Annotated in this window: 7 protein-coding genes; 1 reads left to right on the top strand and 6 read right to left on the bottom strand. The window is 55.8% G+C overall.

What is annotated here, in order from left to right; all coding sequences use genetic code 11:
• The first annotated feature begins 128 nt into the window (after nucleotides 1-128).
• Nucleotides 129-671 carry a hypothetical protein gene (locus VNX88_17555; GenBank protein ID HWY70477.1) on the top strand — a complete coding sequence of 181 codons (543 nt, stop codon included), beginning with the start codon at nucleotides 129-131 and terminating at the stop codon, nucleotides 669-671.
• Between the two features lie 595 nt (nucleotides 672-1,266).
• Here VNX88_17555 and VNX88_17550 read toward each other — a convergent pair.
• From VNX88_17550 to VNX88_17525, 6 genes are all read right to left on the bottom strand, one after another.
• A complete protein-coding gene (locus VNX88_17550; GenBank protein HWY70476.1) occupies nucleotides 1,267-2,328 on the bottom strand; it encodes an NADP-dependent oxidoreductase in 1,062 nt (353 codons plus the stop codon).
• Complete coding sequence (locus tag VNX88_17545) at nucleotides 2,306-4,069, bottom strand: acyl-CoA dehydrogenase family protein (protein HWY70475.1); 1,764 nt, start codon at nucleotides 4,067-4,069, stop codon at nucleotides 2,306-2,308. The genes VNX88_17550 and VNX88_17545 overlap by 23 nt, the downstream gene beginning before the upstream one ends.
• A 74-nt stretch (nucleotides 4,070-4,143) precedes the next feature.
• Nucleotides 4,144-6,270, bottom strand: a complete 2,127-nt coding sequence (locus VNX88_17540; GenBank protein HWY70474.1) for a 3-hydroxyacyl-CoA dehydrogenase NAD-binding domain-containing protein — start codon at nucleotides 6,268-6,270, stop codon at nucleotides 4,144-4,146.
• Nucleotides 6,271-6,318: 48 nt separating this feature from the next.
• Nucleotides 6,319-7,923 (bottom strand): long-chain-fatty-acid--CoA ligase, encoded by a 1,605-nt coding sequence (locus tag VNX88_17535; protein HWY70473.1) that lies wholly within the window; start codon nucleotides 7,921-7,923, stop codon nucleotides 6,319-6,321.
• A 14-nt stretch (nucleotides 7,924-7,937) separates the two neighbouring features.
• A complete protein-coding gene (locus VNX88_17530; GenBank protein ID HWY70472.1) occupies nucleotides 7,938-9,365 on the bottom strand; it encodes a prolyl oligopeptidase family serine peptidase in 1,428 nt (475 codons plus the stop codon).
• Between the two features lie 66 nt (nucleotides 9,366-9,431).
• Nucleotides 9,432-12,938: a TonB-dependent receptor gene (locus tag VNX88_17525; GenBank protein ID HWY70471.1), complete on the bottom strand. Its 3,507-nt coding sequence runs from the start codon at nucleotides 12,936-12,938 to the stop codon at nucleotides 9,432-9,434.
• Between the last annotated feature and the right edge of the window lie 3 nt (nucleotides 12,939-12,941).

Here is a 12,941-nt window from a genome sequence, read left to right as displayed (position 1 = left end):
CATGGTTCATTCCGTTCCCCTGATAAGCCGGGCTCTCCACCGCGAAAACGTGTTTCGATAATCGAGAAAGAATTTTCTTGCAAACGCTAGCGGTTTGAGACACTTTGCCCGAGACACGCGGAGACTCTATGAACGTTCCCCTTCTTTTGCGGAAGATAATCGCGATTCAGATTCTGGGTCAAACCGCCCTGATCGTTGCCGCGCAGCAAGCTGCCCCCAATCCCAAGGCTCTCTCCGCGACGTTTTCTGAGCGCCTTGCTTTTGGGAAGTCCATGTACGTTAAGAACGAGCACGGCAGCAACATTCCTTTTGACGTGATAAATACCGATATTCAGGGTTGGGGTCGATTCGTCATGTTGAATACAGAAGCGAATGCAGATTTCATTGCTGAAGTTACTTCCTATGGAAGCGGCTCTGTGACGGTCGGCAGTACAGCCGACCATGCAACTCCTGACGGCAAGCCGCGGCAATCAACCGGCGCGCGCAAAGATCTTTCGTCAGCATCGGTGACGCTAAAGATTCACGAAGCCAAAACCGGGCGCGAGCTGTGGTCAGGTAGTGAAAAAGTTAAGTCCGCGTTTAAGAAGAAGGCAGAAGAGGACAACATCGTTGCTGCAGCGGAAAAATTGTTTCTACGATTCCACGATGCAGTGGAACCGCCGAAACCGTAAGTCGTTTGTAATTTAATGGCGGCGCCCGGAGAGATTCGAACTCCCGACCTATTGCTCCGGAGGACTTGACGCACCAATAATCACGTACTTGCACGTAGTGTCACCAAGTGTGACTAATGACGACTGAGCCCACACGTCAATAGGTTAAGACTACCCACAAATACTGGGTAGCACTCGGTAAGGTTTGGTGGTGGGCACAAAACTGGGCACAGTGTTGCAATCGGTAGATGCTTTGTCATCGGTTTACTGTTCGCTAAAGAGTGGATTAGCACAGCGCCACCGGGACTGGAGCAGCACGAAAAGTGAATCGGATCCGACGACCCCACATTTCGTCCGAAGTCCGAGATGCGACTAGGTGAGGCGATACGTCGTGGAAGCACCCGCTGGGAAATTTTGGGTCCGAACCGTCCGCAGCGTCCGAAATTTCCTTAGATGATCTCCCGATGACTCCGTCGAAATCCCTGGCCCCCGATTCTTGCTTCCACCCAAAGAATACTCCCTAATCTCCCCCTAGACCTTTGGGCGCTAAACCCGACGATCCGGGGGAAGAATTGACCCGTTAAACGCCGTCCTCCTTACCCTTCGATGAAGATTGTCAGCCCAGCTTTACGACCATCTTTCCGACGTTGCCGCCGTGAAGCATGTCTAAGAATGCTTGCGGAGCATTTTCGATTCCTTCGACCACGGTCTCCTTCATCTTCAGCTTGCCTTGTCCCCAGTACGCGCCAACCTCTTTCAGGAACTCCGGTATGTGGTTGAGCCAGTCGGTGACGATGAACCCCTTCATCGTGAGCCGCTTCGACGTGATCAGAGGAAGATTGCGAGGACCGGGCGGGGGCACTTCGTCGTTGTACATGGAGATTGCGCCGCAGGCGATGATACGTCCGTTGGTTCGCAGGGCTGAGAGGGCGGCTTCGAGGTGCTCTCCACCGACGTTGTCAAAATAGACGTCGATTCCATCGGGCAGCGCCTTCTTGAGCTGCGCGTACACGTTCCCATCTTTGTAGTTGAACGCGGCATCGAAGCCGAGTTCCTTAGTCAGGATCTTGACCTTCTCTTGCGATCCCGCGCTGCCAATGACTCTGCACCCTCGCAATTTGGCCAATTGTCCGGCCATGCTGCCTACCGCGCCTGCCGCTCCGGAAACGAATACCACATCTTCAGATTTGACATTCACAAGGTTCAGTCCCACCCATGCAGACATCCCCGGCGTGCCCAGAATTCCCAGATAGGCGGAGAGTGGGCGCACGTTCCTGTCCAGTTTTCGTACGCCGCGCTCGTCGGAAACGAAGTATTCCCGCCATCCCAGGATGGAATTAACGATGTCGCCGGGCTGGAACGTCGCGATGCGAGATTCCAGCACTTCGCCAATCGCGCTTCCTTCGAGCGTCTTCCCCAATTGGAACGAGGGCACGTAGGACTTCGCTTCCTTCATGCGCCCACGCATGTAGGGATCGACTGACATGAACAGGTTGCGCACGCGCACTTGTCCATCAGCCGGCGGTGGAACTTTGGTCTCGACCAGGCTGAAATTATCAAGCGACGGCCAGCCTTTCGGGCGAGAGGCAAGTTGAATATCGTGGCCGGTAAGGTCGGTCATTGTGTTCTGTTGGCTCGGCGTCGAGGTATGTGTTTCAGACAACGTAGCGTTCTTCATCGATGAGTCTCCGCGCAATCCTTCTGCGAGTTTGGACGGCATCAATCGGTTCATGCTGCGCCAGGTTGCGCAGCGCACTCATGTTGTTGCGCAGGGCTGCGCCTTCGGAGCAGGCGCCCAGGACATTGCGCGCCGCCGTCTCGATTCGCGTCATTGCGTCGCGAAGGATGACGGAGCACATGTCAGTGGCGTTGGCGGCATCGACTCCGAGTTTCATGGTCCGCAGCAGTGTGGATTCCATGGCATAGGCGTCCATCAAGATGTCGGAGATACTCATTACGATCTCCTGCTGCTTTTCCAATTCGTCAGAGTACTTCTCATGGGCAAGTCCGATGGTCAGCAGTGCAATCTTTTTTGCGTTATGAACCAACTCATCGTTGCTGACTTCACTGCGTGCCGGATGCCCGTGAGCAAGGGTTTCGTTGATCGCCGCTCGAGCAGCGGGGATCAGCTCCAATCCTCCGCGGGCTGCGCGTTTGAGCAACATACCCGTGATGATGAGGCGATTGATTTCGTTGGTGCCTTCAAAGATGCGATTGACGCGGGAGTCCCTGTACGCGCGTTCCACCGTGTAGTCCTGATGAAAGCCATAGCCGCCATGAATTTGCACGCCCTCGTCCACCACATAATCGAGAGTCTCGGAGGCATACACCTTGACCATCGAGCACTCCGTAGCAAACTCTTCGAGGGCTTTCATCTGCGCGCGCGCAGGATCCAAAGCGGATGAACTGTCCCGCAAATGCTCCTCGACCGAACCAACCACGCGCCAGGTCATCGACTCCGCAGCATAGATTCTGATCGCCATCTCGGCGAGCTTATGCTGCATGGCGCCAAACTCGGCGATTGCAGAACCGAAGGCCTTGCGCTGCTTGGCGTACTTGAGACAGATTCCCAAAATGTGCTTTGATTTGCCGAGTACGGCGGGCCCGAGCTTCAGTCGTCCCACGTTAAGGATGTTGAACGCGATGACATGGCCGCGCCCAATCTCTCCCAGGACGTTCTCTACAGGAATCCGGACATTGTCGAAATAAACGGCGGTAGTGGAGCTGCCTTTGATGCCCATCTTCTGTTCTTCTGCGCCGCTGCTTACGCCAGGGAACTTGCGCTCGACCAGGAATGCGGTGAACTTCTCTCCGCTAACTTTGGCAAAGACGGTGAAGAGATCGGCGGCTCCGCCGTTGGTGATCCACATCTTCTGCCCGTTCAGGATATAGTGCTTGCCGTCTTCGCTGAGGTCGGCTCGAGTGCGTGCAGCCAGCGCGTCTGAACCCGCCAATGGCTCGGTAAGCGCATATGCCGCGAGCATTTCCACCTTGGCTAGCTTTGGAAGATATTTCCGTTTCTGGTCTTCGTTGCCAAAGAACACCAAGGGCAGAGTGCCGATTCCGGTATGCGTGGACTGCCAACCTGCATAAGATCCGTCTTTGCCCAAGTGCTCGGCGACCACCATCGCCGACGTTAAATCCATCTCCATCCCGCCAAATCGTTCCGGGATCGAGAGGGCAGTGAGTCCCAGCTCGGCCGCTTTCCGCAGCACCTTGAGCGCGAGACCGGGCTCCTGGTGCCGGATGCCGTCGAGATGGGGCTCAACCTCAGTGGCCCAGAAGGCATCGACCGTGCGCCCGATATCGAGATGCTCGTCAGTCAAATCTTCGTACGTGAAGACGCGACCGGCCTCGATGTCCTGGAAGAGAAAGCTGCCGCCAGTGGCTTTGCGAATGGTTTCCGTAGTAGTTGCCACGAGTCCTCCTGAACTGAGAAATGCTGCGCCAAATTTCCAGGTTAGGGTGAAGCAGGTCGCTAGGGCCCTGCGTTTTAAGCCGCCGTCACGCCCTGCTCCCGGTTAAAGTCCGCGAATCTTCGGCCTTCCTCCGCTAATCGTTTCAAAAGCGGGGCAGGGGTCCAGAGTTCTCCGTGAGTGCGATGGAACTCGTTGACGCGTTCATAGACGTTCTTCAGGCCAACGGTATCCGCGTACCACATTGGGCCGCCTCGATATGGAGGAAAGCCATATCCGTTGATGTAGATAATGTCGATGTCCACCGCTCGCAATGCGAAGCCTTCGTCGAGAATGCGCGCACCCTCATTGACCAGGGCATAAATGCAACGGTCGATGATCTCCTGCGGCGAGATTTCGCGCTGAGCGATGCCGGCCTCTGCTGACCATTTGCGGACCAGATCCGCCACCTCTGGATCGGGACTAGAGCGGCGGTTCTCGTCGTACTTGTACCAACCGGCCCCGGTCTTCTGACCGTAGCGACCAAGTTCGCACACCCGATCGGCTGCGAAGGCCTGTCGTATACCCGGCTTCTCCAGATGGCGGTATTCCTTGCGGATGCGCCAGCCAACATCGAGACCTGCCAAATCACCGGTTGCGAGGGGTCCCATGGCCATTCCGAAGTCATAAAGCGCTTTGTCCACAGCTTCGACGCTTGCTCCCTCCTCCACCAGGAACGTGGCTTCACGAATGTAAGGATGAAACATTCGGTTTCCGACAAAGCCCCGGCAATTACCGACGAGCACTCCAATCTTTCCGAGCTTCCGGGATAGCTGCATGCACGTGGCAACTACGGATTTGCTGGTCTCCTTCCCGCGGACGACCTCCAACAGCCGCATTACGTTTGCTGGACTGAAAAAGTGCGTCCCAATTACGAACTCGGACCGCGAGGTTGCCGACGCGATCTCGTCGATATTCAGGGTCGATGTATTGCTGGCAAGAATCGCGCCGGGTTTGCAGATGCGATCCAGTTCACCAAACACCTGTTTCTTGAGAGCCATGCCTTCAAAGACAGCTTCGATTACCATGTCAGCCGGTCCAAAGTCGTCGTAGAGGAGCGTCGGTCGAATCAGTTTCAGCCGTTCTTCTACGAACTGCTGCGTAAATCGTCCGCGCTTCACCGAGCTTGCATAGTTCTTCTGAATGTTCGCCAAGCCGCGATCGAGAGCTGCCTGATCAGTTTCCTTCAACGACACGGGAATGCCAGCGTTGGCAAAGACCATCGCGATTCCTGAGCCCATGGTGCCGGCTCCGACGACGGCTGCGCTGTTCACGGGAATCGTTGGTGTGCCTTTGGGAATATCAGGGATTTTGGCAACCTCGCGTTCGCCAAAGAAGACATGAATCAGGGACTTCGATTGCTCGGAAAACAGGCAGTCTTGGAATAGTTTTCGTTCCAGCTCCAGGCCTTTATCGAAGGGCAGAGTAGTTGAGGCCTCCACCGCGTCGATTGCAGCAGTGGGGGCAATCCAGTTGCGCTGCTTTTTGCGCGCCGTTTCGCGAGCCGCCGCAATTAGAACAGCAGTCTCTCCTGATGTTGGCGGCCACTCACTTCGATTGCGAGTCTTGGGTGCCGGATGGCCCGCCACTTCACGCGCAAATACTGTTGCCCCTGTGAGCAGGTCTCCTGGGATTATGCGATCGACCAGTCCCAGATTCAGCGCTTCCTCAGTCGAGACGGGATTGCCTTCTGCGCACATCTCGACGGCTTTCTGCAATCCAATGAGCCTCGGCAGACGCTGGGTGCCACCTGCGCCAGGAATTAATCCGAGCTTGACCTCCGGTTGCCCGAGCTGGGATCCAGGAGCCGAAACCCGGTAGTGACAGGCAAGAGCCAGCTCCAATCCACCACCAAACGCGCTTCCATGGATGGCGGCCACAATCGGCGTGGAGCAATCTTCAATGCGATTCAAGAGAGCTGGCAGCGCCAGGCCACGAGACTCTCCAGCGGTCATCTTGCCGAATTCTTTGATGTCGGCGCCGGCGATGAAGGTCTTGCCTGCGCCGATCAGCACGGCAGCCTGGATGGCGGAGTCTCTCTCAAGCTGTTCAAGGGCGTGACTTAGGCCGTCGATCACCGCTGGACTCAGGGCGTTGACAGGCGGATTGTCGATCGTGATCGTGGCGATGCCATGACTTGTAATGAACTGAACAAGATCGCGCATAAGACTTTGCGTCCTCAGAGTTAATCGAGATGCTCTATGCGTCAAGACTCAGGAACTTCGAATCGCCAACTCAGGACGAAGGGTTCCTTGTCCCCAGTACTTCTCACGTAATTGCCGCTTCAGTATCTTGCCGGTTCCTGTTTTGGGCAGAGCTTCCAGAAATTCCACCGACCGCGGACACTTGTAACGAGCCATCCGCGACGCACAGAACTCAAGCAACTCCTGCGCCGTTGTCTTGACTTGCGGTTTCAGTACAACCAGAGCTTTAGGAGTCTCGCCCCATTTCTCGTCCGGTACGGGAATCACGGCAACCTCGTAAACATCTGGATGGGCCAGGAGCGTCTTCTCGATTTCGAGCGAGGAAATGTTCTCGCCGCCGCTGATGATGATGTCTTTCTTGCGATCGACGATGAGGAGATATCCGTTTTCGTCGATGGTGGCGAGGTCGCCGGTATATAGCCAGCCATCACGAAGTACCTGAGCAGTAGCCTCCGGCTGGTTCCAATATCCCATCATGACACCGTCACCACGCGCGATGATCTCACCGACACTGTGTCCATCGGGGGCGACGTCGTTGCCGTCCGCATCGACAACCCGCAGTTCACTTCCGGGAATCGCATACCCCGTCATTGCCTGTCCGCGGTAACGCTCTTCGCCTTGCCAGTCGCACCCGGCCTTGGTGAAGGCAACCGATAGCGTGGGCGAGGTTTCGGTCAGTCCATATCCCGCATAACAAGTGCAGCCGAGTTTTTCTTCTACTTCTTTGATCAGAGTCGGTGAAGAGGCCGCGCCGCCGATGGTGATGCGCTCAAGACTGCTGAGATCGTATTTACTACGTTCCGGAGAATTGACCAGCGCGATGGCAATGGTTGGCACAAGAGCGAGTCCCGTGACTCTTTCCTCCTCGATCAACCGGAACAGCTCGCCGCAGTCCCACCGCTGAATCATCACGTGTTTGCCGCCGATGAATGTGATCCCATGGGCTGATCCCCAGCCATTCGCGTGAAATAGGGGAATCGTGTGCAGATGCACGTGTTCCCTCGTCGGATCAAACGTCAAACAACCGTTCAGTGCGTGCAAATAAACATTTCTGTGACTCAACATCACGCCCTTTGAGTTAGCGCTGGTGCCGCTGGTGTAGAAAAGTTCGGCCAGCGCATCCTCGTTCACCTGCATAATGTCTATGCGATGAGGCGTAGCGGATGCAATGAGTTCTTCATAGCTCTGCGACAGCGCCCAACTTGCGGCAGGCGGGTCATCCATAAGGATGAACTTCTGTGTGGGGACCTCGCGTCGAAACGACTCGACCAGCGGAAGGAAGACTTTTTCGAAGAACAGAACTCTTGGGCTTGCATCCCGCAGGATGAATGCAATTTCTGATGGCGCCAGCCGAACATTCAATGGCAGCAACACAGCCCCAGCCTCCAGCACTCCAAAATACGCTTCCAGCAAGCGATGACAGTTAATACTCAGGAAGGCGACACGATCGCCGGACTCAATACCCAGCGTCCTCAGAGCGCCCGCGAGACGGCTTGCGCGATCCGCAAACTGAGAATAGGAAAATCGTTCGTTTCGGCAAACGACAGCAGTTTTGTTAGGAAACTGCTGTTCCGCGTAGCGCAAGAAACGGAGCGGTGTGAGCGGCACGTTCATATAAGAAAACTTCTCTATTCATCCGCTCGAAATTCGAACTTACTCCGATGACACTCACCATCTTGCGAATCTTGATGACACTCATCGAGAGCATCGAACGGTCGCAGGTAGAGAGCAGGATGAAAGTCGACAAATGCGGGGGGAGCTACGTTTAAAGGCCCGAGGGCACTCGCTTCCGCGTTTAGCAGATCGTCGTCGAGTTGAGGCCATTTGCCGGTGTCGAGGCGGGCGATCAGGTTCTTCGCCGCAGTCACAGTTTCCGCAGGCGTGAAGGTACAGTGCCCAGCCCGGTGGACGAAAGTTTGCCGCAGGAAATGCCGGTTGCCAGCTTCATCGACAACATCCTTATAGGCGCGTTCGTTTTCTACAACGACTAATCCATCCCCAGTTGTGTGCATGGTCAGAACGGGAATGTGGATTTGACCATTGAAGATAATGTTGTTTTCCAGATATTCAACCGACTCTTCATTCGCGCTGATCCGCTTGGCATCGTTGAGGGCGTCGAGATCCGCATTCAGATCAAGCCCGGCTGCCTGATACAGGGCTTCTACTTCTTCTTTGTCGACGGAATGCGAGAACTGTTTCCGGTAGTCCACGCCTGTGTTCCACGAAACGTTGCCCCCTGCCCGCGCCTCCAGTTCGGCGCGTAAAGCGAAGGCGAACGGAAAATCCACCTGCTGGGACCACAAAAACTGATTCATCTCCCGGCTCGCGAAATCCGTAGGTGCCGGCTCAGGGCTCAGCGGCGTGAACCAGCCGGGGGTGTCGCTTAGCGCGGCACCCAGTGCAATCCGCGCTTGGCCCTGCGGAGTTGCTTGCGCTTGGGCGAGTAGCACTTCGGCGAGGCCAAGATTTCCAAGCGTGTTCTGAGGGGTAATGTTGACGACCTGGAGAGCAGTATTCGCCGCGAGCAAGGTCTTGAAGGCAAAGGCACCGTCTAGCGCCGTATTCCAGGTGGCAACGCCACCAGAGAGCACTCCGCACATGGGAAGCGCTCCATCAAAACGTTTCGGGTCTTGCTGGATCAGCCCTGCGGTGATAATCCCGCCTAGCGAATGTCCCCATGCGATCGTTCGGGTGGGCTGGCCGACGGAGGCATCGAATATATCAAGCACTGCAATCTGGTCTAGCAAAGCCTCTTGAATCGCCCAGCCGGTGTGTGCATACGAAGAGCCGGCCAACGCGAAGCCGTTCGCAAGCATGAACGCTCTAGTGCCCGGATCACCAACATCCATCGCGGGATTCGGAGAGCCTGGCGGGACATATCCGTGACTGTAAAGAAACAGAATTCCGTTCCACGGACTCGGTACTTCGATCAGGTAGGTCGCTCCGTCGGGAAGCGAGCCCTTTATCATCTGCCCTTGCGCGGCGGCTACAAAGCAAAGCAGCAACATCGCAGCCAAGCCGAAGCATTTGGCTAGTTTCGTGGTAATTCGCGTCATAGAAGTTCCTCTCTGAACGTCACCAATGCAAATCTTTCCAATTCACTTCTTCAGATCGGCCTGTGTTCAAAAGCTCAATCGCAGCCCCAACTGTATTTCCCGTTTCGGCAATGCTGACGTAAAAGCCAGCGGCGTGCTGGGCGTCGCTGTTCCCCCACCCGCAAGGGGAGTGCCCGGTCGAATCCCGCTCACGTTGAATGTCGTGAACCCCGGGATGAGGCCGAATAGAGGGCTTACCTCGTTGTTTACGCTGGCAAAATTTGTCCGGTTTGCTAGGTTGAATCCTTCCGCGATGATCTGCAGCTGCGCCTTCTCGCCTAGTTTGTGCCGCCAGCTCAGACGCATGTCGAAGTCGACATAGTTGGGGCCCAGACCCGTGTCGCGTGGGGCGCCGATGGGACGTTCGTTGGTGGTGTGATTGTCTCCGTTCACCTCTCCTCCCGCCAGCAGATTGAAAGGATGTCCGCTGTGGTACGAGAAAATCGGAGCCAATTGGAAACCCGACAAGATATTCTGTTTCCAGGGGCTGTCGAACACTCCCGCGATTACCACTTTGTGCCGCTCATCAAACTCAGAAAGAGCACGATCCGCGTTGAGGTTGGTCGGATCCTGCGGCCCGTAGTCGGAGTTGTAATCCGTGGACGTGTCAAAGGCTTTGCTATAGGTGTAATTCCCGAATAACGTGAAGTGATCGCTGAAACGCTTCTTGACTTCTACGATGCCGCCCTCGTATTGAGCAAATCCCACAGAGCTATATTGGTTGTTCTGCACAACCAGGGGATTTACAAAGCATTGAGCGGTATCGCAGGGCAGGCCGCCGGGCTCAGTGCCTCCCAGCGGGTCGGCCCCCGCGGCCGTGGTATTCCAGTTGCGGTAGGAGACTTTTTGGCCATTGGCCAGAGTTACTGTGGTAAACGGGGCCGGCAGTAGATTGGTATCGATGGCGACAGGGAGTCTCTGAGTATGGGAATAGATACCGCTAAGAGAAATCGAAAAGCCAGGCGAAATCTCACGTTCAATTCCAAACGAGGCCTGTTGCGCGATTGGCGGGCGGTAGCCCGGCTGATTCACGAAAACTACTTGCAGCGGACCGACGGGACCGCTATTCGTAACATTGATGCCCAACGGGGCTACAGCAGCCGGTGTGATGCAAGCCGCATTCCCTGGGGCCGGCGTTGTGCACTGAATCAATCCTTGCCGAAAGAGTGTTTGGTAAACGGTGTTCGCTCCTTTTAAACCTAAAGCCGGAACACCCCCGAGCGGGTCTACATAAATAGAAATTTCCCGGTTGCAAGGGCTGGTGCCCGTACCGGGGATGATCTTTACGCCGAACTGGGAGAACCCGCAGATCGCGGTCAGGTTGGCGACTTGGCCGGCTCCTGAGCTGTTCTCGACCGCGGACTTATTGGCGTTCACAACTCCCAGGCTCAAGTCGACGTCGGGGATCTGAACGTCCACGGGTCCGTAAAAGATTCCGTATCCTCCCCGGATCACCGTCTTGTGATCTTTGAAGGGATCCCAGGCGAAAGAAACGCGGGGGCCGAAACCCTTCTTATATGTGGTCAACGGAGCGAATTGTGAGTCCAGTTCGTAGCGGAGACCGTAGTTCACGGTAAAGTTTGGAGCGATCTGCCACGAGTCCTGCGCGTAAAACGCCGTGAGCGGCCGGCTGTAATACGGGTACGTCGGATTTCCGAAACCTTGCTGGTAAACCTGCGGCAGCCCGAACGATGCCGATTGCAGGGGATTGATGGTGGTTGTGGCAAGCTGTGGGCTGATCAGGAAGCCGGGAAGCGACCCAAACACGAAGCGGCCGGGGAAAAACGTGTGGGATTCGGTGTGATTGCCGCGCAGCAGTTCGTAACCGCCAAACTTAAAGGTGTGATTGCCGTGAATCTTGGTGAAATTGTCCGCGAATTCGTAACGGCGCAGAATGCTGAAGTTGGGTATGAAAATGCTGGTTCCTAAATTATTAATGAAACCAGGAATCTGAAGCCCCACCTGTCCCGGTTCGTTGGGAATCACATTAAAGCTGTTGTAATCCCACTGCACGCGGGCCTCGTTCTGCGCCGTGGGGTTGAACAGGTGGTACCAGGTGGCTTGGAGATTATTCTCATAGGTGTGGATCGAGCTTCCCGCCGAAAAAGCCGTCAGGGAGTGGACATCCGGCGACTCTTCCACATCGTGTCCATACCTGTAGGCCAGGGAAATCTCGTTGCTCTCGTTAATGCGGTGATCCACGCGGGCCGACCCCAGGTATTGGCGCGTGTTATAAGGAAAGAGTCCGCCTTGAGTTTCAAATTGGTTTACGAGGAAGCCGTTCAATGCGGCCTGCCCGGAGCTGACAAACGGATTCGCTCCCGGATTGGGATTCACCGTCAGAATACTGTTCAGCGCAAACGCGCACGTTGCCGCCGGCAACGTGATCAAGGTGCCTGGCGGGGCCGGTGCCGGTGCAGGCAAACAGGGGACCGGAGTTGCGCCTTTGGCATTGAGACCGGCGATAATGCTGTTCTGCGCTGCCGTTGGACGGAATACATTGGTGTTCGTCAAGAGGGGAACCGCGTTTTGCGCATCCTGCCGCAGGCCTTCGAAAGCGACAAAGAGAAACGTTTTATCTTTCTTTAGCGGTAAACCCAGCGTTCCGCCGAATTGCTGGCGGCTCAAAGTGTCTTTGATCGGTGAACCCAAAGTATCGGGGTTGGCAGGATTGAAGGTTTGGCCCGGCTGCAATGCCTGGCTGAACGAAAACGGATTTTGGGCGTCCAGCGCATCGTTGCGGAAAAAACCATAGAGTCCGCCATGGATAGTGTTGGTGCCGGACTTGGTCACAATATTGATAGAAGCCCCGGTGGCCGCCCCCAGGTCCGCCCCATAATTGCTCCGATTGATCTGAAATTCCTGCACCGCGTCCTGGCTAATGGTCAGGCGCTGGCCGCCGCTATCGCCTGAAGTTTCGCCACCGTCTATGGTGATGCTGTTTCCTCTGCCATTGCTGCCGTAGAAAGACAGCCCGCTTTGCGGCGTTTGCTTGACTCTGAAATCCTGGTCCCCGGCAAGTCTGGAGGCATCGGAGACTCCAGGCGCCAGCAACGTAAACGTAAGGTAATCGCGCCGATCAATCGGCAGATCGATGATGTACTGTTGTGAAATTGTGTTGGCCTGCTTCCCCTGCGTGGTATCGATCACCGGAGCCTCGCCAGTAACCGTGACCTCGGTTGAAACCTCGCCAATCTTCAAACGAAAGTCTGCCAGTCTCGTTTGCCCCACGCTCACGGCAACGTCTTTTTGTATCTGAGCTTCAAAACCGGATACTTTCACGTTCACGTTGTAGGTGGCTGGCGGCAATCCGGTCAGGCGATACTGGCCAGTGCTGTCGGTCGTCGCTGAACGTTGCAATCCAGTCTGGGTGTCCACGGCGATGACGGTCGCATTGGCCAGCGCTGCTCCGGAGGAGTCGGTTACAGTCCCCCTAAGATCGCCGGAGGATCCCACTCCTTGCCCTTGAGCGGGCTTTGTTCCGAACAGCACCAGAACGAACAGAAGAAGGAAGAACAGCCTGACACTCTTCATATG

The sequence above is a fragment of the Terriglobales bacterium genome, assembly GCA_035567895.1.
In the GTDB taxonomy this organism is placed as follows: domain Bacteria; phylum Acidobacteriota; class Terriglobia; order Terriglobales; family Acidobacteriaceae; genus Gp1-AA112.
The sequence above is the reverse complement of the archived record's forward strand: the minus strand, read 5'-3'. Positions and strand labels throughout refer to the sequence as shown.